The following is a 20,990-nucleotide window of genomic DNA, read 5'->3' as shown; positions in this document are numbered from 1 at the left end:
GGGGGTGCGGGGGGGGGGGGGGGGGGCGGGGCCCCCCCCCCCCCCCCGACCAGATTAGGCGGTCATTCGCTCACCCTTACGGGATCACGCGCTCCTGCCAGATCTGCGGGTAGCCCGGCAGGTCCTCGCCGCCGAACTTGGCGTAGTGGCCGTCGGGCATGCCGTCGTTCGCCTCAAGGTACTGGTCGACCTCTTCAGCGGTGATCGGCGACTGCGGCAGCACCCACTCCTTCGGGATCTCCTCGCCCGCGAAGATCTTCTGCGCGGCGAGCAGCGGCGTGCGCCACTGGAAGTTGGAGTACACCGGTGCAAGACCCGTGAGCCCCGTCTCCTTCCACTTGCGCAGGAAGCTCATCTCGTCTTCGCCCGTCATCACGGGGTAGTCGACGCCGGCGTCCTCGAACGCCTCGATGGCGGCGACGGCGCCGTCGCCGGCGTCCATCCAGATGCCGTCGACATCGCCCTTGGCGAGCTCGTCGGAGATGATCTTCTTGATCTCGGCGGGGTCGGCTCCCGTGAAGTAGTCGACCGCCTCGATGTCGTTCTCCGAGAAGAGCTTCTCGGCCGCGGCCCAGCGCTGTTCGAGCACGTCGACGCCCGGGAGGATCCGGAGGGCGACGACCTTCGAGCCCGGTTCGAGCTCCTCGATCAGGAACTCGGCCGTGTCGATGCCCCACGCGAATCCGCCGATGGGGTGGATGAACGTGACGGGGCAGTCGGTCTGCACGCCGCGGTCGAAGACCACGACGGGCTTTCCGGTGTCGCACGCACGCTCGACGGCCGGGGTCATGGCCGCCGTGGAGTTCGGCGAGATGATGAAGATGTCGCAGTTGCCCTCGTTGATGAAGTAGTCGATGTCGGCGATCTGCGTGTCATCGGAGTCCTGCGCGTCGCGGGTCTCCATCTCGCTGATCACGCCGGCCTCCTGCAGCACCTGCAACTGCTGGTTCATCGTGATCCAGCCCGTCTGGCGCCACGGGTTCGAGATCGAGGCGTTCGCGAAGCACGCCTTCTTCGCCCCGGTGCCCGCGAACGCCGACGTGTCGGTCATCTCGGCGTTGATGTACTGCAGCCACGGCTGCCCCTCTGGCCCTTCGGGCACGACGGACCGCTCGGCGTACTGCTTGTCGTAGAGCTCCTGGTCGAACCACTCGACCGCTTCCTCCGTGGCTCCGGCGTCATCCGACGGCGCGGCCACGTTGGGATCGGTGGTACATCCGGCCAGTGCGATCAGCGCGAGAGCGCCGACCATGGCGGATGCCACTGCATACCTGCGTCGCATCACGAACCTCCCTTGGTTTCGTTGTCAGCCCTCTGCGTCGAGGGAATGGGTGCAGGGCGAGCGGATGCCGCGGCATCCTGCTCCTCCGCCGGTGCCGGCGAAGTCTGGGTCGCCGGTGCCGGCGAGGTCTGGGTCGCCGGACTCGGCGAGTCGGGCGCCGGTGCGACCGGCGCCTCGAGGGCGCGGCCCTTGCGGCGGGCGCGCACGGTGGTCGCGGCGTATGCGACAGCGATGATGATGATCGCGCCCTGCACCGCGTCGCGGTAGGTCGAGGGCACCCCGGCGAAGTTCAGCAGCGTGAAGAGCGCCTCGAGGGCGAAGGCTCCCGCCGCCGCCGCGACGACCCAGCCTCGGCCGCCGCCGAGCACGACGCCGCCGAGCACGACCGCCGTGATCGCGGTGAACTCGTAGCCGCGACCGACACTCGGGTGCACGCCGGCGTAGCCGACGAGCAGCACGCCCGCGACGGTCGCCGAGAGCGAGGAGATCACGAAGGTCGACGTCTTGACCCACCAGTTGCGCGCACCGGAGTACCGTGCGGTCGTCGGGTTGTCGCCGAGGGCGATGATCGTACGGCCGAACGGGCGACGGGCGAACCAGACCGCGATGAGGAGCACGACCACCAGCACGACGACCGACCACGGCAGGATCTCGATGACGGGCAGGCCCCTGATGCCGCCCCGGCCGATCTCGCGGAAGCCGTCGGCGGGGTTGCCGGTGGCGGCGCCGCCGGTCCAGTAGAGGGTCGCGCCGAGCAGCGCCAGCATCATGCCGAGTGTGGCGATGAAGCTCGGCACCTTGAGCAGGGTGACGATGAGGCCGTTGACGAGCCCGATGAACGCGCCGAACGCGAGCATGAATGCGAGCACGGGCAGCGACTTCGCCTCGTCCTGGCCGATGAGGTTGCCGGCGATCACGACCTGCGCGGTGACGACGGAGCCCATCGACAGGTCGAACTCGCCGCCGACGATCACGAAGTACTGGCCGATCGCGACGATCGCGACGGGTGCGACGCGCTGCACGAAGCGGATGAACTGCGACGGCTCGGCGAACGCCGGGTTCAGCAGGGTGATCGCGACGAGCAGCACGATGAGGAGCAGGAAGACGGCGCCCCGGGGGCTCACGAGCGTGCGGGCGAACCCGGCGAGCCGCTGGCCCGCCGTGGGCTGCGCAGTGGTCACGGCGCTCATGCCGATGCCTCCTTCTCGTGCGCGACGGCGGGTGGCGGCGCGCTCCGGTCGGCCGGCCTGCCGGGCGCCGCGGCCCCGCTGCCGAAGCGCGGCCTCCTGCGGTCGAGCGAGCGGCTCGTGTAGACGGCGACCGCCGCGACGATGACGACCCCGCGCACGACGTCCTTCAGGAACGGGTTCACCTGCATGACGCTCATGACGTTGTCGACGACCGCGAAGATCGCGACGCCGCCGATGGTGCCCCAGATCGAGCCGCGGCCGCCCATGAGCAGGGTGCCGCCGAGCACGACCGCGGCGATCGAGAGCAGGTCGTACCCGCCCTGGATGCCGACCGTGGGGCTGCCGACGCCGAGCCGGCTCGCGAGCAGGAGCCCGGCGAGCGCCGCGGTGATCGAGCACAGCACGTGGGCGACGATGACGGGGCGCGCCGTGCGGATGCCCGAGAGACGCGCGACCTGCTCGTTGCCGCCGACCGCGAACATGTGGTTGCCGGTGCGGGTGCGGGCGAGGAAGAACGCCCCCGCGAGGGCCACCACGAGCATGATGAGCGTCGACACCGGCACCGGCCCGACGCCGGTCGCGCCGATCAGCTGGAACTCCCACGGCACCTGGCCGCTCGTGCCCTTGTAGTTCGTGTCGAGGTAGCCCTTGATGATCAGCCCGGTGCCGAGCGTCGCGATGAAGCCGTTGACCTTGAGCTTCGTGACGATCAGGCCGTTGGCGAGGCCGATGAGGGCCGCGACGACGAGCACCGCGAGCACCGCGATCGGGATGTTCGCCGGGTTGCCCGCCATCAGGTCGGCGGCGATGAGGCTCGAGAGGCTGATGACGTAGGGAACCGAGAGGTCGAGCGATGCGCACAGGATCACGAGCGTCTGGCCGATCGCGACGAAGCCGAGCACGCTCATGCCGGTGAGGATGTCGCGGATGTTGCCGGCGCTGAAGAAGTTGCGCCCGACGCTCGCGACGAGGATCGCGCCGATGATGATGACGCCCACGAGCGCGATGCCGACGATCAGGCTCGCATCGAGGCGGCGACGGCGCCCGCGGCGAGCGGATGTCACGGTGGCGGCGCTCATCGGCCGGCCTCCTCGTCAGGGGCGCCGACCTTGAGCGTGCCGGTCGCGGCGGAGAGGATCGTGGCCTCGTCGCTGCGCGCCGGCAGCTCGGCCGACGCGCGACCGTCGTGCATGACGACGATGCGGTCCGACATGCCGATGACCTCCGGCAGTTCCGAGGAGATCATGAGGATGGCGACCCCTTCCTTCGCGAGCCGTCGCATGAGCGTGTAGACGGCGACCTTCGCGCCGACGTCGATGCCCCGCGTCGGCTCGTCGAGCAGCACGACTCGCGGCTTCGTGGCGAGCCACTTCGCGAGCACGACCTTCTGCTGGTTGCCGCCCGAGAGGTACTGCACCTCCTGGTCGACGCCGCGGGAGGACACCTCGAGCGAGGAGAGCACGCCCGGCAGCTCCCGGCGCGCCTCCTTCGTGCGCCGCGCGAACACCGAGCGGATGACGAGCAGGGCGTTGTCGCCGACCGACTGGTTCAGGGCGAGGCCCTGGGCCTTGCGGTCCTCGGTGATGAGGGCGACGCCCGCCTTCACCGCCTGGCGCGCCGAGGTCATTCGAACGGGCCGGCCGTCGAGGCGAAGCTCGCCACGGGTGAACGGGTCGATTCCGAAGAGCGCCTCGACGAGCTCGGTGCGGCCCGAGCCCTGCAGGCCCGCGACGCCGACGATCTCGCCGGCCCGGAGTTCGAGGTCGACGCCGTCGACGTAGGCGTTGCCCGCGCCGCGGAGCTCGAGTCGCGGCTCCCCCACGACCGTGCCCTCCTCTGCAGCCGGGAAGTAGGCCGAGATCGGGCGGCCGACCATGCGGCGCACGAGTTCGTCGGTGTCGAGCTCGGCGGCCGGGCCGCTCGAGACGAGCGCGCCGTCCTTCAGCACGGTGATGGTGTCGCAGAGGTCGAAGATCTCCTTCAGCCGGTGCGACACGTAGACGATCGCGACGCCGCGCTCGGAGAGCCGGCGCACGATCGTGTAGAGCAGTTCGACCTCGTGGTCGGCCAGGGCGGCCGTCGGCTCGTCCATCTGGATCACGCGGGCGTCGACCGAGAGCGCCTTCACGATCTCGACGATCTGCTGCTCGGCGACGGTGAGCGTGCGCACCGGGGCATCCGCTTCGATCGTGTCGATGCCGAGGTCGGCGAGCAGCGCGCGCGTCTCGGCGAGCATCGCCTTCCGGTCGACGAGACCGCGGCGCTTCGGCTCGCGGCCGAGGAACACGTTCTGCGCGACCGTGCGCTCGGGCAGGAGGTTGAACTCCTGGAAGACGGTGGCGAGCCCCGCCCGCGCGGCCTCGACGGGGTGGCCGAACGCCACCTCGGATCCGCCGAGCGTGATGCTGCCGCGGTCGCGCTCGTAGACGCCGGCGAGGATCTTCATGAACGTCGACTTGCCCGCGCCGTTCTCGCCGACGAGGCCGTGCACCTCGCCGGGGTGGAGCGTGAGCCCGACCCCGCGCAGCACGGTGACGCCGAAGAACGACTTCTCGAGCCCGGTGGCCACGAGCACGGGCTCGCCCTCGAGCACGGCGCCGCGGCCGGCTCGTGCCTGCGGCTGTTCCGCGGTCATGCCGCCACCTCCACCCAGTTGCCGCTCGCGGCGCTCGCGAGCACGGCCTCGGTCACGCGCACCGCGCGCAGCCCGTCGTCGAATCGCGGCAGCCCCTCGGGCGCCGCACCGCCGATCGCCGCGTAGGCGTCGGCGACGAAGGCGTTGAAGGCGTCCTGGTAGCCCATCGGATGCCCCGCGGGCACGAGCGACAGCCGCGCAGCGTCGCCGTCGAGCCGCGCCGGGTCCCGTTCGATGATGCTGGAGGCGTCGGTGCGGCCGAGCCACAGGGTGTCGGGGCGCTCCTGCTCGAAGCGCACGCTCGCCTCGGTGCCGGCGAGCTCGATCGAGAGGGCGTTCTTGCGCCCGGGGGCGACCTGCGACACGAGCAGCGTTCCGACGGCACCCGAGGCCAGCTCGACGACGACGGCGACGAGGTCTTCGGTCGCGATGTCGTCGTGCCTGGCACGCGCGTCGTAGACGGTGCGCGTCGTGGCGTTCAGGCGCACGATGCGCTCGCCCGAGACGAACTCGAGCAGGTCGACGAGGTGCGAGCCGATGTCGGCGAATGCCCGCGACGGGCCGCCGAGCGCCGTGTCGACGCGCCAGTCGTCGTCGTGGGGAGCCGCGAGCCAGTCCTGCAGGTACGCGCCCTGCACGCTGAGCAGGCGCCCCGTCTCACCACGGGCGACGCGGGCCCGCGCCTCGCGGGCCATCGGGTGGAACCGGTAGACGAAGGGCACCGCGGCCACGAGACCGCGCTCGTCGGCGAGGGCGGCGAGCGCTGCGGCGTCGGCCGCCGAGGTCGCGAGGGGCTTCTCGCAGATCACGTGCTTGCCCGCCTCGAGCGCCGCGTGCGCGATCGCCGCGTGCGTCGTGTTCGGCGTGCACACGTGCACGACGTCGATGTCGGGATCGGCGAGCAGCTCGTCGAGCGAGTCGAAGGCCGTGGCGAAGCCGAGGCGCTGCGCCGCGTCGCGAGCACGCACGGCGGAGGAGGAAGCACCGCCCATGAGCTCGGCCCTGGCCGCGCGAGCGGCCCGGGAGTGCACAGTGGCCATGAATCCGCCGCCGACGAAGCCGGCACGTATCGTGCGGGCTGGGGCGATGACGTCCGTTGTCATGGTCGTCATGCTGACACACTCTCGACACCTTTTGCTAGTCCTTCGTCAAAAGTTGCCGGAGTCGTTACATCTTCGAGATTCAACGACACGGGAAGGTGGTGTGCTTTACTCAGTGCATGGTCGACATCAGCCGAGGCTCGGCACTCGGCGCCTCGGGGGCGAGCGAACTCTTCCAGTTGCTCCGCGACGGTGCTCCGCGCACCCGCGCCTCGCTCGCGGCGAGCACCGGACTCGCACGCTCGACCATCGCCGCTCGCGTCGACGAGCTCATGGAACTCGGCCTCGTCTCCCCGGTGGCCGACGCCGCCTCGACCGGCGGCAGGCCGCCGTCGCAGTTCGCCCTGAACCCCGCCGCGAGGATCGTGCTCGCCGCCGACCTCGGTGCCTCCCACGCGACCGTCGCCGTCACCGACCTCACCGGCACCGTGCTCGCCGAACAGGGCGAGCACCTCGACATCGCGCAGGGTCCGGAGGCCGTGCTCGGCCGCATGGTCGAGATGGGCCTCACCCTCATCGACGGCCTCGGCCGGGAACGCCGCGACCTCGCCGCGATCGGCATCGGCGTGCCTGGCCCGGTCGAGCACTCCTCGGGGCGCCCGGTCAATCCGCCGATCATGCCCGGATGGGACCGATTCGACGTGCCCGGCTGGGTGCAGCAGCACCTCGAGGTGCCCGTGCTCGTCGACAACGACGTGAACATCATGGCGCTCGGCGAGCGCGCGCTCGCGTGGCCGCAGGTCGAGCACCTCATGTTCGTGAAGGTCGCGACGGGCATCGGCTCGGGCATCATTTCGGGCGGGCTCCTGCAGCGCGGAGCCCAGGGCATCGCCGGCGACATCGGCCACGTGCGGGTCGCGCGCGGCAGCGACGTGCCCTGCCACTGCGGCAACCGCGGATGCCTCGAGGCCCTCGCCTCGGGCCCGGCGATCGCCCGTGCACTGCGCGAGCAGGGCATCGAGGCGAACACGAGCAACGATGTCGTCGAACTCGTCAAGCGCGGCGACATCGACGCGATCCAGGCCGTCCGACAGGCCGGCCGCGACATCGGCGAGGTGCTGACCGCCTGCGTGAGCCTCGTCAACCCCTCGGTCGTCGCGATCGGCGGCTCGATGGCGAGGGCCGGCGAGCACCTCATCGCCGGCGTCCGCGAGGTCGTGTACACCCGCTCGATGCCGCTCGCCACCGAGCACCTCGCGATCGTGCAGTCGGCCGCCGCCGAGAACGCCGCGGTGCTCGGAGCGAGCATGCTCGCGATCCACCACGTGCTCTCACCCGAGGGCATCGACGCGCTCGCCGCGCGCTGACCGACCGCGCACACGCGCGGCCGCCTCGGCTCGCTGACAGGCCGGAGGGGTACGCTCGAGGGGTGCCCGACACCCCCTTCGCCCTCTTCGATCTCGAAGGTGCGGCGACGGCGGTCGCGGTCGACGAGCGCCCGCGGCATCCGTCGTTCGCCCGCTTCGATCTCGAGGGTGCGGCCACGGCCGTCGCGGTCGACGAGCGCCCGCGGCATCCATGCCATTCGCGTGTCGTCGCCGATTCGAGCGACCGGGTCGCCTGGCTGCGGGCCCGCTCCCGCGGCATCACCGCGACGGATGCCGCGAAGCTCGCCTCCTTCGCCTCGGTGCGCTCCGCGGCATGGGAGAAGCGCAACGGCAGCTCGTTCGGCGGCAGCCGGTACACCGATCACGGCAAGGAGCGCGAGCCCGTCATCGCCGAGTGGGCGCGCCGCACGCACGACATCGAGCCGTCGAGCCTGCTCTTCCACGCCGAGTTCGAGCGCCGCCACCTCGCAACGCCCGACGGCCTGCGGGTGACGCCCACCGGCGTGCTCGAGCTCTGCGAGATCAAGACCACCTCCCGCGCCTGGCGCGGCATCCCCCGCGGCTATCTCCGCCAGGTGTGGTGGCAGCAGTACGTGCTCGGCGCCGAGCGCACGCTCGTGGTGTGGGAGCAGCACGACGACTTCATTCCCATTCGCGACGAGCCCGAGTACCGTTGGGTCGATCGCGACGACGACCAGATCGCGATCCTCGTGAGGCTGGCCGACGAGCTCATCGCCGAGCTCGGCGGACGACGCACGTGATGCCCGAACCCCGTCGCACGATGCACCATCAGCACGACCGCGCACAGCCCCCGCGTTCCCCACTGCCGGGAGGTTCCCCCAGATGACGACCGTTCTCCTGCACGGCCTCGGCGCCGATCGACGCCAGCCGCTCGACCTGTTCACGCCCGCGGTGCACGCCGCGGTCGGCGCCGACGAGCTCATCGTCGCCCCCGACATCCGCGCGCACGGCGGGTTCCTCAGCGTCGGCGACCCGGCCGACTTCGGCTTCGACCGGCTCGCGGTGGAGGTCGCCGCAGCGGTGCGGGAGGCGATCGAGGATGCGGGCGGGCCCTCGCCCGAGGCATCCGCTCCGCTGACGATCGTGGGCATCTCGCTCGGCGCCGCGCTCGCCCTCCGCATCGCGCTCGACGACCTCCTGCCCATCGAACGCGCGGTGTTCGTGCGGCCGTCGTTCAGCGACCGGTCACTGCCCGACCACCTGCGCGTCTTCCCGGTCATCGGCCAGATCCTCGCCGACGCCGGCCCTGCGGGCGCCGACGAGTTCCGCGAGCGGGCGATCTTCCAGCATGTCGTTGCGGCATCGCCCGCTGCCGGCCGCGGCCTGCTGACGCAGTTCATCGCCCCCGACGCCGCACGCCGGGCGATGCGCCTCGTCGAGATCCCGCGCAACCGCGCGTTCCGCGACGACGCCGAGCTCGCCGAGCTGGAGGCCCGCGGCATCCGCTCGCTCGTCATCGGGGCGCCGCGCGACCCCGTGCACCCCTACGCCCTCGCCGAGCGGTGGGCCGCCGGCCTCAAGGCGCCCCTCGTCGAGCTGCCCGCCCGTGACGACGGGCTGCCGGTGCAGACGGCGCTGCTGCGCGAGGGCATCGCACGCTGGCTCCAGCACACGCGCGCCTGACCCCGCCCGCGGAGCTCAGCGCGGCGGCAGGAGTTCGCCGGCGAGCAGCCGGTCGAGGATGGACCCGGCCGGCACCGCGTCGGGGTCGTACTTGTAGCTGAGCTTCTGCACCGGCGCCGCGCCGAGGATGAGGGCGACCTCGTCGGCGTCGTACGGCCGCAGCATCGCGAGCTGGAGCAGATGGCTCGGAAGGGTGCTGCGCCTCGGCATCTCGCGAGCGATGCGCCGGGCTCCGGCGTCGAGCGAGACGATCGCCGTGAACAGCCGGTGGTACAGGAAGTAGTCGGGCAGCTCGTCGCGCTCGCGCCACCAGGCCTCGAGTGCGGCGCGCTGCAGGGCGATGAGCCGGTTGCCCGGCCGCGCGACGATGAACCAGTTCGAGATCTCGTTGGCCGCCCAGCGGAGGTAGAACGAACCGGCATCGAGCAGCGGCTCGACCTTCGGCGTCAGCGGCTCGGGCACGAACGCCGTCGCATCGACCCAGATGCCGCCGTGCCGTTCGAGCAGCGACACGCGGATGAGGTCGGAGCGCTGCGCCGGTCGGTGCGCCAGCCGCTCCTCGACGATCGCGGGAAGCCGCACGACCTCGGCGACGGTCTCGGCGTCGAGCACGCGCGCCTCGGGGTGCACGCGCCGCAACTGGGCGAGGCAGGCCCGCACGAGCGGCGGCGCGCTCGCCTCCGGGCCGTCCCAGTAGCTCCAGACAGGGAGCGACTCGCCCTCGAGCATCACGGTGCGGTCGACGGCCGCGTCGGCCTGCGCCTGGAGATCGGCGAGGTGCGACTCGACGAACGCGCGCGCCTCGAACGCTGCCCGCGCCGATGCCGCCGGATCGATCGTCGGAGCGAAGTACTCCTGCGCACGGCGCAGCTGCACGCGAAGCCGACCGAGCGGATCGGTCGCGTCGCGGTTCGAGACGCCCGTCATCGCTCGCCCCGGCTCACGCCGGTGCCGCCTCCTCGGAGACTGCTCGGTACGGCCAGCCGGCTCGGCTGATGCCGATGATGCCCGCACCCACGAGCAGGATGAACGCGGCGATCGCGATCACGTAGACCGTGACCCCGTCGTAGCCGACACCCGGCTCGATGGCGGGGTCGAGGAACGGGTACGGGTACCAGCCGATGACCGCGCCGCGGATCATCGTGTAGACCACCCAGACGATCGGCACGATCGCGATGGTCCAGATGCGCTTCCACGCGATCGGTCGGCGCCCCGGTGCGAGCACCCAGTCGAGCACGACGTAGAGCGGAGCCCAGACGTGGAGGATCTCGTTCGACCACGGCAGGGTCGTCGCCTGGTCGAGCGAGATGTCGCGCAGCAGCAGGTTGTAGACGACGAACGTCGTCGCCATGTACGTCACGACCGAGGCCCGGGCGAGGTTGAACCAGTCCGGGTCGTTCGGCGAGCGGAACGCGTACCAGGCGCCGATCAGCAGCACGATCGCCGAGAGCGCATTCGAGAGGATCGTGAAGAAGCTCAGGAAGTTGATCACGAAGAGCGCCGGGTCCGGCACCATCGAGAGGCTCTTCGCGAACTGCGCGACGATCGCGGTGATGATGCCGGCGGCCGCCGCGATCCTGATGATGCCCCAGACGGTCCGCATCCGCTCCCCCGTGGTGTGCTCGCCACCGGAGACTCGGCGGTCGGTGCGATCATAGCGAGGACGGGTACGGTGCGAAGTGCAATCTCGGGAGGGTGTGTCGATGCGGGCATTGGTGATCGATCAGACGGGCGGAGCCGATGAGCTCCACATCGCCGAGGTGCCCGACCCCATCCGCATCAGCGACGAGGTCGTCGTGCGGGTCGTCGCGGCCGGCGTGAACCCGATCGATGCGAAGACCCGGTCGGGGCGCGGAGTCTCCCGGGCGATCCCCTCGTACCCGGCGGTGCTCGGGGGCGACTTCGCCGGGGTCGTCGAGTCGGTTCCCTACTCGGCGCATCCGCTCCAGCCCGGCGACCGGGTCTACGGCATGGGGCGCGTGCCGAGGCTCGGCGGCAGCTACGCCGAACTCATCTCGGTGAGCTCGATGAGCCTCACCCGCATGCCCGCGACGCTCTCGTTCGCCGAGGCGGCCGCCGTGCCGCTCGCCGCCCTCACCGCGTGGGGCGCCGTCGTCGACACGGCGCGGGTGCACGACGGGCAGCGCGTGCTGATCCACGCCGGGGCCGGCGGCGTCGGCCACTTCGCGGTGCAGTTCGCCGCCTACTTCGGCGCGGTCGTCACGACCACGGGTTCTGCGCGCAACGCCGACTTCCTGCGCGACCTCGGCGCCCGGCGGGTCATCGACTACACGGCCGAGCGATTCGAGGAGGTCGCGACCGATCAGGACGTCGTCATCGACCTGATCGGCAACGTGACGGATGCCACGGGCACCCGTTCGCTCGATTCGCTCCGCCAGGGCGGGCTGATCGTGACGGTGCCCACGGGCGCCTGGCCGACCATGGCCGAGGAGGCTGCGGCTCGGGGCATCCGCTCGACCGGCTACACCGTCGCACCCGACGCCCGGACCCTCTCGGTGATCACGCGCCTGATCGACGACGGCGCCGTTCGCGTGCACGTCGAGCGCGAGTTCCCGCTCGAGGAGGGCGCGGCGGCGCACCGACTGCTCGAGGCCGGGCACGTGCGCGGCAAGATCGTGCTGCGGGTCATCCCCGATCCGGCGTGACCCTCAGCCCGCACGCGCGTCGAGGAGGGCGCTGCCGAGCTCGCTCCTGAGGTACAGCACGCTGTGGCCGTACCTCGTCGACACGAGCAGCCCGGCATCGCGCAGCGCGCGCAGGTGCTGGTTGACGGCCGACGGCGTGACCCCGAAGCGCACGCCCAGCTCGGTCGACGAGGCGGGGTCGCCGAGCGCGGAGAGGAGGCTCGCCCGCGTCTCGCCGAGGATCGCGGCGACCGCCGCGGGGTTCGCGACGCGCTCGTTCTCCCAGAGCGCGCCCTGCCCGCGCGCCGGGTACATGATCATCGGCGGCCCGTCTCCGACCGGCGCCGATCCGCGGCGCGTGAACATGGTCGGCACGAGGGTGAGCCCGAGGCCGTCGATCGGCTGCACCCGATCAGCCGGGTCGCGCAGTCGCACCGAGACGACGCCGCCCTCGTAGTCGACCGTCGACGAGATGCCGTTCAGCATCGTCGACAGGCCGCTCTGCGCGATCTGGCGGCCGCGATGCACGACGTCCGCCTCGAGCACGGCGCGCATGCGCGGCCAGTACGGGGCGAACGAGGCGTCCCAGAGCTCCTGGAGGGCGCGCACGATACGACGGACGGCGACCCGCGGCGATCCCTCGAACACCGCGGGCACGTGGCCGTGCACCGCGACGAGGTCGCCGATGAACGTCTCGGCCGGGGTCGCCAGCAGCTGCTCGAACTCGTCGTCGAGCCGGGTGAGCGGCGACTCGGGCCGGGGGTTCAGGAAGTCGGGGGTCCACAGCCGATCGTCGATGAGGCCGTCGAGCGCCTCGACGTCGAGGTCGGCGCGTGCCGCCTCGGTGCGACGCAGCCACGGGAGCTGCAGCGGGAACCGCGCCGGGTCGTCGATCGCGCGCAGCGACAGGCCCAGCTCGCAGAGCGGGGAGATGCCGAACCGCACGGCGGCGACGTCGCCCTCGTTGAGCACATATCGCAACATGAAGCGTAACGCTACATCAATTTCTCGCGTCCGACCGATCTGCCAGAACTGTACGAGTGAGCCCTACCTCCCCCGCGACACCTGACACCGGAACCGTGCCGACGATCGACCCCGAGCACCCGGGCAAGCCGTCGCTCATCGCCCGCATCGCGGCATCCGTCTCGGATCCGGTGCTGCGCATCCTCGTCGGCGCGACCATGATCTCGCGCGTGGGCCGCGGCATCTTCCTGACCGTGACGGTGCTCTACTTCACGTTCATCGTCGGCCTCGCGCCGCACGAGGTCGCGATCGTGCTCTCGGCTGCCAGCGCCGCAGGCGTGATCGCAGCCCTCGGCGGCGGATGGCTCGCCGACCGGTACAGCTCCCGGCGCCTCATCATCCTCTTCACGACCATCGAGGGCGTCGCCCTCATCGCCTACGTCTTCGCGGGCGACTTCGTCACGGCACTCGTGATCGCCGTCGTCTGCGGCCTGTTCGAGCAGGGTGCCAACTCGACGCGCTCGGCGATCATCGCCCGGGCCTTCACGGGCGAGAGCCGCGTGCACGCCCGCGCCGTGCTCCGCGCCGTCACGAACGTCGCCATCGCCGTCGGCTCGGGATTCGGCGCCCTCGCCCTCGCGATCGGCACGGCCGAGGCCTACCGCGTGCTCATCGCGGGCGCCGGCGTGCTCTACCTGCTCGGCCTCATCCAGCTCGTTCGACTGCCGTCGACCGTCGATGCTCCGGCGCGGAGGCCTGCTGCGCCCGTGACGACCGAGACCGGTTCGGTCGACGCCGAGGCGAGCGCCGAGGCGGCCGCCGCCGAGAAGCGGGCCTGGCGTCGGCACTCCCCGTGGCGCGACCCCCGCTACCTCGTGCTCACCGCGCTCAGCGCCGTGTTCGGCATGCAGTTCGGCGTCGCCGAGCTCGGCGTGCCGCTCTGGATCGCCCGGGAGACCACGGCGCCCGAAGCGGTCGTCGCGGCACTGCTCATCCTCAACACCGTCATCGTCGTGATCTTCCAGGTGCCGCTCTCGCGCGGCACCCACGACCTTCGCGTCGCGGCACGGGTGTCGGGCATCGCGGCCTGGCTCATGGCTGCCGCGTGCCTCGTGTACGCCTCGGCGGCGGGGCTCCCGATCGGCTTCGCCATCACCGTGCTCGTCGCCGCCGCCATCGTGCACGCCTTCGCCGAGGTGCTCTCGCAGGCCGGCGGCTGGGGCCTCAGCTTCGAGCTCGCCGACCCGGTGCAGGCGGGCAGCTACCAGGGCGTGTTCGGCATGGGCTACACGGTCGGCGCGCTCGCGGCCCCGCTCGTCGTCAACGCGACCGCGATCTCGCACGGCTTCTCGGGCTGGGTCGTGCTCGCCGCGATCTTCCTCGCCTCGGGGCTCGGCACCTGGTGGCTCGCTCGGCGGGCCGCCCGCACGGCGGCCGCAGCCGCCGCGGCAACGAGCGCGACCGGCGCGACCTCGGCGGCATAGCGACGCACGCCGCACGCCGCATCGACCGACTGCGTCCGCGGGAGGAGCTGCCGGGCTACGGGGTCTGCTCGGCGAACCGATGCTCCATGACCCAGTCGTCCTCGACCCGGCCGCCGACCACGAAGTGCTTGTCGCCGACCTTCGCGAACCCGTGGCGCTCGTAGAACGCGATCGCCCGGGCGTTCTCCTCGTTGACGCCGAGCCACGCCGTCGCCGCGCCGGCCGCGCGCGCCGCGTCGAGCGAGGCACGCATGAGGGCGGCGCCCGTGCCCGTCCCGTGCGAACCGGCGAGCACGTAGACCTTGCTGAGCTCTATCGCCGGTCGAACCGCGACGGCGCGCGCCGCGTCGGCGTCGGCCGGCTCGCCGCCGACGAGCATCGTGTAGCCGAGGAGGCCGTGCTCGTCGTCCGCGTCGAGGGCACCGGCCGCCGCCTCGGCCGCCGGCTCCGCCACGAGCAGGATCCGCTCGGGGTCGGCGAGGTAGCCCTCGAAGTGGTCGACGCCGAAGTTGCGCGCGATGAAGTCGGCGATCGCCTCGGGCGTCGTGTGCGGCGGGCACGCGAGCGGGAACGTCGCGGCGGCGAGCGACGAGAGCGCGGCGGCATCCGCCATGGCTGCAGGTCGGATGCGAACGGTGGAGGCGGTCGACTGGGTCACGAGCACCGATTCTGGCAGACGGCGTGCGCGCGACGAAGGGGCCGCTACGACCGAGGCACCTCCGGGATCACCGGATGCGGTCGTGGCGGCCCCTTCGGGCCCCGACTCAGAGGAAGCGCGCGTACGCGCCGACAGTGAGGAAGGTCGGGAACTCGGGCTCGAGCGCGACGCTGCGGAACACCGAGATGGCGTCGTCGAAGCGGTCGCCCTCGAAGCGCGGCAACGCGGCGACGGCCTCCGCCATGAGCCGCACGATCGAGGTCTGGTCGATGCGCGTGCCCTCGGCGGTGATCGTGTTCTCGTTCAGCCACTGCCAGATCTGCGAGCGCGAGATCTCGGCCGTCGCCGCGTCCTCCATGAGGTTGTCGATCGCCGCGGCGCCCGTGCCGCGCAGCCACGACTCGATGTAGCGGATCGCGATCGAGATGTTGCCCCGCACGCCGCCCTCGGTGACCTCCCCGCCGATCGACGGGATGTCGAGCAGCTCGGCGGCCGTCACGTGCACGTCGTCGCGGAGGCGGTCGACCTGGTTCGGCCGGTCGCCGAGCACGGCGTCGAACTCCGCACGCGCGGTGGGGATCAGGTCGGGGTGCGCCACCCACGTGCCGTCGAAGCCGTCGCCGGCCTCGCGGCGCTTGTCGGCCGTGACCGCGGCGAGCGCGCGCTCGGTCACCTCGGGGTCGCGGCGGTTCGGGATGAACGCGCTCATGCCGCCGATGGCATGCGCCCCGCGCTTGTGGCACGTCTGCACGAGGAGCTCGGTGTACGCCCGCATGAACGGCACCGTCATCGTGATCTGCTTGCGGTCGGGGAACACCCAGCGGCGACCGCGCGAGCGGAACGTCTTCACGATCGAGAAGATGTAGTCCCAGCGTCCGGCGTTGAGCCCGGCGCAGTGGTCGCGCAACTCGTAGAGGATCTCGTCCATCTGGAACGCGGCCTGGATCGTCTCGATGAGCACCGTCGCGCGCACGGTGCCCTGCGGGATGCCGAGCCGGTTCTGCGCGAAGACGAAGATGTCGTTCCAGAGCTTCGCCTCGCGGTGCGACTCGAGCTTCGGCAGGTAGAAGTACGGTCCGCGGCCGGCGGCGATGAGCGCCTGCGCGTTGTGGAAGAAGTAGAGCCCGAAGTCGACGAGCGAACCCGAGGCGTGCATCGCACGCCCCGCCCGGTCGTGGAACTTCAGGTGCTTCTCGACGAGGTGCCAGCCGCGCGGGCGCATCACGATCGTCGGCGTCTGCTCGGCCGTGACGCGGTACTGCTTGCCCTCGGGGCTGGTGTACTCGAGGCGGTCGCGCAGCGCGTCGAAGAGGCTCAGCTGGCCCTCGATGACGTTCGCCCAGGTGGGGCTCGTGGCGTCCTCCTGGTCGGCGAGCCACACCTTCGCGCCCGAGTTCAGCGCGTTGATGGCCATCTTGCGGTCGGTCGGGCCGGTGATCTCGACGCGGCGGTCTTCAAGGCCAGGTCCGGCACCGGCGACGCGCCAGTCGGCGTTGCTCCGGATCGACTCGGTCTCGGGCAGGAACTTCGGGTCGCGGCCGTTCGCCGCGTCGACCCGGGTCTGCAGGCGCACGGCGAGCAGCTCGTGCCGGGTGCCGGCGAAGCGGTCGTGCAGCTCCGCGAGGAAGGCGAGCGCGTCGGGGGTCAGGATCTCGTCGTACCGCTCGCCGAGCGGTGCCGTGACCTCGATGCGCGGTTCGACGGTCTGGAAGCTGCCGGTGGCCGGCTTCGGTTCGGGACGGCGGGCGGATGCGGCATCCGTTCGCCCTCGTTCGAGCGTCATGCTGGGTGTGGTGTTCATGGTCGTTGCTCCTCTGAGTTCGTAGCCCGTGAGCGGGTCAGTGGTTGAACTGTTCTTCCTCGGTCGATCCGACGAGGGCGAGGGTTGCGCTGTTGGGGTTCAGCGCGGTGGCGATCTGGTCGAAGTAGCCGGTGCCCACCTCGCGCTGGTGGCGCGTGGCGGTGTAGCCGGATGCCTCCGAGGCGAATTCCGCCTCCTGGAGCTCGACGTAGGCCGACATGTGACGCTCGCTGTAGTCCTTCGCGAGCGTGAACATGCCGTGGTTCAGGGAGTGGAAGCCCGCGAGGGTGATGAACTGGAACGCGTAGCCCATCGACGCGAGCTCGCGCTGGAACTTCGCGATCTGGTCGTCGTCGAGGTGGCGCTTCCAGTTGAAGCTCGGCGAGCAGTTGTACGAGAGTCGCTTGCCCGGGAACTTCGCGTGCACGGCCTCGGCGAAGCGGCGTGCAAGGTCGAGGTCGGGCTCGGCCGACTCGACCCAGAGCAGGTCGGCGTACTCGGCGTAGGCGAGGCCGCGGGCGATGACCGGCTCGATGCCGTTCTGCACCTCGTAGAAGCCCTCGGCGGTGCGCTCGCCCGTGACGAACTGCTGGTCGCGCTCGTCGTGGTCGCTCGTGAGCAGCGTCGCCGCGAGGGCGTCGGTGCGGGCGATGATGATCGACGGCACGCCGGCGACGTCCGCTGCCAGGCGTGCGGCGTTGATCGTGCGGATGTGCTGCGACGTGGGCACGAGCACCTTGCCGCCCATGTGGCCGCACTTCTTCTCGCTCGCGAGCTGGTCCTCCCAGTGCACGCCGGCCGCACCGGCCTCGATCATCTGGTGCATGAGCTCGTAGGCGTTCAGCGGGCCGCCGAAGCCGGCCTCGGCGTCGGCGACGATGGGGGCCATCCAGTCGCGGTCGTCGGTGCCCTGCTCGATCTGGCCGGCGCGCAGCAGCGCGTTGTTGATGCGGCGCACGACGGCCGGCACCGAGTTCGCGGGGTAGAGCGACTGGTCGGGGTACGTCTGGCCGCTGAGGTTCGCGTCGGCCGCGACCTGCCAGCCGCTCAGGTAGATCGCCTTCAGGCCTGCGCGCACCTGCTGCACGGCCTGGTTGCCGGTGAGGGCTCCGAGCGCGGCCGACCACTGCGGGTCCTCCTGCGGGGCGAACGCCGTTCCGGTGTTCTGCTGGATGTCCTGCCAGAGCTTCTCGGCGCCGCGACGGGCGAGCGTGCGCTCCTCGCGGACGGGGCCGCGGAGGGCGATGACGTCTTCGGCGGTGTAGTCGCGGCTGATGTCATCCCACCGCGGGTTCGCGTCCCACTCGAGCTGCAGCTCGGCTGCGGTCTGGGTCTGGTCGCCGGGGCGGTCGGTGCTCATGGTGTTGCTCCTTCGGTGCAGCGGGCGGATGCTTCGTGGTGCTCCGTCCGGCGTCTCGCTCGACGCCGTCGGGGTGGCTGTGCATCCACTCTGCGCCCGCCCACCGCCCGCTCCCCCACGATCCAGGGGGTGAACTTTCGCCGTTCTTCTGCGCCGTAGAACAACCCGCGCCCCGTGGCCGGACGAGGAGTCCTCAGCCGGCGAGGAGTCGTCAGCCGGCCAGGAGTCCTCAGCCGGCCAGGCTTCGTTCGATGGGGCGGGCCGGGTCGGCCGTCCACTCCGACCACGAGCCCACGTACACCGAGGCATCCTCGCCGAGCGCTGAGAGCACGAGCGCGTTGAACGTCGCCGCGACACCGGCGCCGCACGAGACGGCGAGCGGCGACCCGAGCGGAACCCCGAGCTCGATCAGGCGCCGGCGTGCCTCGTCGACGGGCAGCAGCGCCCCGTCCCCGTCGAGCAGGTCTGCGGCGGGAAGGCTCACGGCAGAGGGGATCCGGCCCTCGGCGAACTGACGCGCGCCCCGTGCATCGAGCAGGGCGCCGCGCTCTGCGAACGGCGCGACGTCGTCGGCCCCGACCGGCGCGATCGTGCCGCCCGCGAGCACCACGTCGCCCGGCGCGGGCCGCACCGGATCCCGAGTCGTGACGTGCCCGGCCGCGATCCACGCGCGAAGGCCGCCGTCGAGCACGCGCACGCGCTCGAACCCGGCCCAGCGCAGCACCCAGGCCGCACGGGCCGCGGAGATGCCGCTCCGGTCGTCGTAGGCGACGACGACCGAGTCCGTGCGGATGCCCCAGCGCCTCGCCGCGCTCTGGAGCGCGGCGAGGTCCGGCAGGGGGAACCGCCCTGTGCCGGCCGCCGGCCTGCCCGCGAGCTCGCCCGGCAGGTCGACGAACACCGCGCCCGGCAGATGCCCGTCGGTGTAATCATCGGGCAACGCCCCGACCCGAGGGTCGAAGCGCACATCGAGCAGGATCGGCCGCTCGCCCCGCTCCAGGTCGGCGGCGAGCGCCTCGACGCCCACGAACGAACTCCGCCAGCCGGTCATGCCGCGACCCCGTCCGCTTCGTCGAGGCGGTTCAGCTCGTGCAGCGCGGCGTAGACCTCCGCCTCCCGTGCGAGCAGGCCCACCTCGCCTCGCGTTCGCGGTCTCGGTTCGTCGACCACGAACTCGCGGAAGACGCGGCCGGGCCGCGGTGAGAGCAGCACGATGCGATCGGCGAGGAAGACCGCCTCCCCGACGTCGTGCGTGACGAAGACGACGGTTCGGCGGTGCTGTTCCCAGAGGTGCAGCAGTTCCTCCTGCAGGGTGATGCGGGTGAGGTGGTCGACGGCACCGAACGGCTCGTCGAGGAGCAGCACCTCGGGGTCGCTCACGAGCGCACGGGCGATCCCGGCGCGTTGGCGCATGCCGCCCGACAGCTGGTGCGGGTACTTCCGCTCGAAGCCGGCGAGGCCGACGGCGTCGAGCTGGGCTCGCGACCGGCGACGACGCTCGGCGGCCGGGACGCCCCGGAACTCGAGTCCGACCTCGACGTTCTGCTGCAGGGTGCGCCACGGGAACAGGGAGGCGTCCTGGAACGCCACGCCCACCCGTCGATCCGATCCCGAGATCGGCGCTCCGTCGAGGAGCACCGCGCCCTCGCTCGGCTCCTGGAGCCCGGCGAGGAGCTCGAGCAGCGTGCTCTTGCCGCATCCGCTCGGCCCCAGCAGCACGACGAACTCGCCTTCGCCGACCGTGAGGTCGATCGACTGCAGCGCCGTCACCGGCGGGGATCCCGGATACCGCTGGGACACGTTCTCCACCTCGAACCTCGGCATCGCGCTACTTCGCCTTCGGCTCTGGGGAGGAGAAGGGCTTCACGAACTCCTGGGGGATGAACCGCAGGTCGATGAACTTCTCGGCGTCGTACTCCTCCTCCTGGTTGCCGACGGCGATCTCGATCTCCTGCGTGTCGGCGATCGCATCGAAGTCGACGTCGGGGTTGTTGTCCCAGATCTCGTCCTCCGCCTCGATCGCCTGCGCCACCGCTTCGGGGTCGATCGTGTCGAGCTGGTCCTGCAGCCACGGCAGGTACTCGTCGTAGTGCTCCTTCGTGTAGGTGTACGTCGTGAAGTACGCGCGGAGCGCACGCTCGAGCAGTTCGGGGTCGTCGGAGATCGTCGCGTCGCTGGCGATGAGCACACCCGTGTGGTAGCTCGGCAGGAAGTCCCAGCCGCGGGCGAGCGTCGTGGTCTCGCCCTCGATCTCGCCGAGCGCCGGGAAGGGCTGGTGGATGATCGAGGCATCGACGGTGCCGGCGAGGATCGACCCGTAGGCCTGGTCGGCCGTGCCCGTGTTCACGAACGTCACGTCGTCGCGGCTCACGCCGCTCTCCTCGAGGATCTTGACGAGATAGGTCTCCATGCTCGACCCCGCGGCCACGTTGTTGATGGTCTTGCCCGCGAGGTCTTCGACCGAGTCGATGCCGTCACGGGCGATGAGCCAGAACGGCCCCTTGCTGCGGAACGCCGACGAGACGATCTTGATGGGCGAGCCGAGCGCTGCCGCTCGGAGATAGTTCGAGGTGGGGCCGAAGGCGAGCGTGATCTCCCCGGTGGCCACGCCGGTGACGGCGTCCTGCACCTGGGTGAACTCGACGTCGAGGCCCTCGTCGTCGAAGAAGCCCTTCTCCACCCCGAAACGGAGCGGCAGTTGCGTGTAGCTCGTGCTGTCCTGCAGCACGAGCGTCTTGCGCTCGACCGCGGCCCCGGATTCCGGCGACTCGTTCGAGGCTTCGGCGGTCCCGGCGCATCCGCTCAGCCCGGCTGCGAGGACGACGGCGGCACCGGCGGCGAGCAGGGAGGCGAGTGCGGAGGATCTGTGTGAGCGTGACATGGTGCCCTTTCCGTTGTTC

At 71.3% G+C, this 20,990-nt stretch carries 19 protein-coding genes; 5 read left to right on the top strand and 14 right to left on the bottom strand.

What is annotated here, in order from left to right:
* Positions 1-76: 76 nt before the first annotated feature.
* The 5 genes from ACFTQE_RS08065 to ACFTQE_RS08045 are packed head-to-tail and all read right to left on the bottom strand — an operon-like array spanning position 77 to position 6,219.
* On the bottom strand, positions 77-1,282 hold the full coding sequence (locus tag ACFTQE_RS08065; protein WP_376924558.1) for a substrate-binding domain-containing protein: 1,206 nt from the start codon (positions 1,280-1,282) through the stop codon (positions 77-79).
* A complete protein-coding gene (locus tag ACFTQE_RS08060; RefSeq protein ID WP_376924557.1) occupies positions 1,282-2,472 on the bottom strand; it encodes an ABC transporter permease in 1,191 nt (396 codons plus the stop codon). Before ACFTQE_RS08060 ends, ACFTQE_RS08065 begins: the two co-directional genes overlap by 1 nt.
* Positions 2,469-3,551, bottom strand: coding sequence for an ABC transporter permease (locus ACFTQE_RS08055; protein WP_376924556.1), 1,083 nt, complete (start codon positions 3,549-3,551; stop codon positions 2,469-2,471). The genes ACFTQE_RS08060 and ACFTQE_RS08055 overlap by 4 nt, the downstream gene beginning before the upstream one ends.
* The gene (locus tag ACFTQE_RS08050; RefSeq protein ID WP_376924555.1) at positions 3,548-5,107 is read right to left on the bottom strand and encodes a sugar ABC transporter ATP-binding protein; all 1,560 of its coding nucleotides are present in this window, start codon (positions 5,105-5,107) and stop codon (positions 3,548-3,550) included. The genes ACFTQE_RS08055 and ACFTQE_RS08050 overlap by 4 nt, the downstream gene beginning before the upstream one ends.
* A complete protein-coding gene (locus tag ACFTQE_RS08045) occupies positions 5,104-6,219 on the bottom strand; it encodes a Gfo/Idh/MocA family protein (RefSeq protein WP_376924554.1) in 1,116 nt (371 codons plus the stop codon). Before ACFTQE_RS08045 ends, ACFTQE_RS08050 begins: the two co-directional genes overlap by 4 nt.
* A 107-nt stretch (positions 6,220-6,326) precedes the next feature.
* On the opposite strand from ACFTQE_RS08045, the gene ACFTQE_RS08040 reads away from it, so the two are divergent.
* The 3 genes from ACFTQE_RS08040 to ACFTQE_RS08030 all read left to right on the top strand — a co-directional run bounded on the left by ACFTQE_RS08040 (position 6,327) and on the right by ACFTQE_RS08030 (position 9,179).
* On the top strand, positions 6,327-7,514 hold the full coding sequence (locus ACFTQE_RS08040; RefSeq protein WP_376924553.1) for an ROK family protein: 1,188 nt from the start codon (positions 6,327-6,329) through the stop codon (positions 7,512-7,514).
* A gap of 257 nt (positions 7,515-7,771) precedes the next feature.
* Positions 7,772-8,296, top strand: coding sequence for a YqaJ viral recombinase family protein (locus tag ACFTQE_RS08035; protein ID WP_376924560.1), 525 nt, complete (start codon positions 7,772-7,774; stop codon positions 8,294-8,296).
* A gap of 82 nt (positions 8,297-8,378) precedes the next feature.
* Positions 8,379-9,179 (top strand): hypothetical protein, encoded by an 801-nt coding sequence (locus ACFTQE_RS08030; RefSeq protein WP_376924552.1) that lies wholly within the window; start codon positions 8,379-8,381, stop codon positions 9,177-9,179.
* A 15-nt stretch (positions 9,180-9,194) separates the two neighbouring features.
* Here the strand turns inward: ACFTQE_RS08030 and ACFTQE_RS08025 are convergent, their stop codons facing one another.
* Positions 9,195-10,106, bottom strand: a complete 912-nt coding sequence (locus ACFTQE_RS08025) for a capsular polysaccharide synthesis protein (RefSeq protein ID WP_376924551.1) — start codon at positions 10,104-10,106, stop codon at positions 9,195-9,197.
* 13 nt (positions 10,107-10,119) lie between these two features.
* Positions 10,120-10,782 (bottom strand): Pr6Pr family membrane protein, encoded by a 663-nt coding sequence (locus ACFTQE_RS08020; protein ID WP_376924550.1) that lies wholly within the window; start codon positions 10,780-10,782, stop codon positions 10,120-10,122.
* A gap of 100 nt (positions 10,783-10,882) precedes the next feature.
* Between ACFTQE_RS08020 and ACFTQE_RS08015 the strand changes: the two genes are divergently transcribed.
* Positions 10,883-11,845 (top strand): NADP-dependent oxidoreductase, encoded by a 963-nt coding sequence (locus ACFTQE_RS08015; RefSeq protein WP_376924549.1) that lies wholly within the window; start codon positions 10,883-10,885, stop codon positions 11,843-11,845.
* A gap of 3 nt (positions 11,846-11,848) precedes the next feature.
* On the opposite strand, the gene ACFTQE_RS08010 is transcribed toward ACFTQE_RS08015, so the two are convergent.
* On the bottom strand, positions 11,849-12,808 hold the full coding sequence (locus ACFTQE_RS08010; RefSeq protein WP_376924548.1) for a DUF5937 family protein: 960 nt from the start codon (positions 12,806-12,808) through the stop codon (positions 11,849-11,851).
* A gap of 95 nt (positions 12,809-12,903) precedes the next feature.
* Between ACFTQE_RS08010 and ACFTQE_RS08005 the strand changes: the two genes are divergently transcribed.
* Positions 12,904-14,271 (top strand): MFS transporter, encoded by a 1,368-nt coding sequence (locus tag ACFTQE_RS08005; RefSeq protein WP_376924547.1) that lies wholly within the window; start codon positions 12,904-12,906, stop codon positions 14,269-14,271.
* 55 nt (positions 14,272-14,326) lie between these two features.
* Here the strand turns inward: ACFTQE_RS08005 and ACFTQE_RS08000 are convergent, their stop codons facing one another.
* The 6 genes from ACFTQE_RS08000 to ACFTQE_RS07975 all read right to left on the bottom strand — a co-directional run bounded on the left by ACFTQE_RS08000 (position 14,327) and on the right by ACFTQE_RS07975 (position 20,971).
* On the bottom strand, positions 14,327-14,929 hold the full coding sequence (locus ACFTQE_RS08000) for a GNAT family N-acetyltransferase (RefSeq protein WP_376924546.1): 603 nt from the start codon (positions 14,927-14,929) through the stop codon (positions 14,327-14,329).
* A gap of 106 nt (positions 14,930-15,035) precedes the next feature.
* Positions 15,036-16,730 (bottom strand): malate synthase A, encoded by a 1,695-nt coding sequence (gene aceB, locus ACFTQE_RS07995; RefSeq protein WP_376924545.1) that lies wholly within the window; start codon positions 16,728-16,730, stop codon positions 15,036-15,038.
* Between the two features lie 37 nt (positions 16,731-16,767).
* The gene (gene aceA, locus ACFTQE_RS07990; RefSeq protein ID WP_376924544.1) at positions 16,768-18,090 is read right to left on the bottom strand and encodes an isocitrate lyase; all 1,323 of its coding nucleotides are present in this window, start codon (positions 18,088-18,090) and stop codon (positions 16,768-16,770) included.
* Positions 18,091-18,319: 229 nt separating this feature from the next.
* On the bottom strand, positions 18,320-19,141 hold the full coding sequence (locus ACFTQE_RS07985) for a sulfurtransferase (RefSeq protein ID WP_376924543.1): 822 nt from the start codon (positions 19,139-19,141) through the stop codon (positions 18,320-18,322).
* Positions 19,138-19,890, bottom strand: coding sequence for an ABC transporter ATP-binding protein (locus ACFTQE_RS07980; RefSeq protein ID WP_376924542.1), 753 nt, complete (start codon positions 19,888-19,890; stop codon positions 19,138-19,140). Before ACFTQE_RS07980 ends, ACFTQE_RS07985 begins: the two co-directional genes overlap by 4 nt.
* Before the next feature lie 28 nt (positions 19,891-19,918).
* Complete coding sequence (locus tag ACFTQE_RS07975; RefSeq protein WP_376924541.1) at positions 19,919-20,971, bottom strand: ABC transporter substrate-binding protein; 1,053 nt, start codon at positions 20,969-20,971, stop codon at positions 19,919-19,921.
* Positions 20,972-20,990 lie beyond the last annotated feature (19 nt).

The sequence above is a fragment of the Agromyces sp. NPDC056965 genome (assembly GCF_042673425.1).
Classification (GTDB): Bacteria; Actinomycetota; Actinomycetes; order Actinomycetales; family Microbacteriaceae; genus Agromyces.
Note: the sequence above shows the minus strand (reverse complement) of the source record. Positions and strands in the feature narration are given on the sequence as shown.

Bases quoted from the DNA above. Each gene is read 5' to 3' on its own strand.
- ACFTQE_RS08025 (WP_376924551.1), bottom strand. From the start codon at position 10,106: ATGACGGGCGTCTCGAACCGCGACGCGACCGATCCGCTCGGTCGGCTT.
- ACFTQE_RS08010 (WP_376924548.1), bottom strand. From the start codon at position 12,808: ATGTTGCGATATGTGCTCAACGAGGGCGACGTCGCCGCCGTGCGGTTC.
- ACFTQE_RS07985 (WP_376924543.1), bottom strand. From the start codon at position 19,141: ATGACCGGCTGGCGGAGTTCGTTCGTGGGCGTCGAGGCGCTCGCCGCC.
- ACFTQE_RS08055 (WP_376924556.1), bottom strand. From the start codon at position 3,551: ATGAGCGCCGCCACCGTGACATCCGCTCGCCGCGGGCGCCGTCGCCGC.
- ACFTQE_RS08065 (WP_376924558.1), bottom strand. From the start codon at position 1,282: ATGCGACGCAGGTATGCAGTGGCATCCGCCATGGTCGGCGCTCTCGCG.
- ACFTQE_RS08045 (WP_376924554.1), bottom strand. From the start codon at position 6,219: ATGACGACCATGACAACGGACGTCATCGCCCCAGCCCGCACGATACGT.
- ACFTQE_RS08050 (WP_376924555.1), bottom strand. From the start codon at position 5,107: ATGACCGCGGAACAGCCGCAGGCACGAGCCGGCCGCGGCGCCGTGCTC.
- ACFTQE_RS08040 (WP_376924553.1), top strand. From the start codon at position 6,327: ATGGTCGACATCAGCCGAGGCTCGGCACTCGGCGCCTCGGGGGCGAGC.
- ACFTQE_RS07975 (WP_376924541.1), bottom strand. From the start codon at position 20,971: ATGTCACGCTCACACAGATCCTCCGCACTCGCCTCCCTGCTCGCCGCC.
- aceB (WP_376924545.1), bottom strand. From the start codon at position 16,730: ATGAACACCACACCCAGCATGACGCTCGAACGAGGGCGAACGGATGCC.
- ACFTQE_RS08030 (WP_376924552.1), top strand. From the start codon at position 8,379: ATGACGACCGTTCTCCTGCACGGCCTCGGCGCCGATCGACGCCAGCCG.
- ACFTQE_RS08060 (WP_376924557.1), bottom strand. From the start codon at position 2,472: ATGAGCGCCGTGACCACTGCGCAGCCCACGGCGGGCCAGCGGCTCGCC.
- aceA (WP_376924544.1), bottom strand. From the start codon at position 18,090: ATGAGCACCGACCGCCCCGGCGACCAGACCCAGACCGCAGCCGAGCTG.
- ACFTQE_RS08020 (WP_376924550.1), bottom strand. From the start codon at position 10,782: ATGCGGACCGTCTGGGGCATCATCAGGATCGCGGCGGCCGCCGGCATC.
- ACFTQE_RS08015 (WP_376924549.1), top strand. From the start codon at position 10,883: ATGCGGGCATTGGTGATCGATCAGACGGGCGGAGCCGATGAGCTCCAC.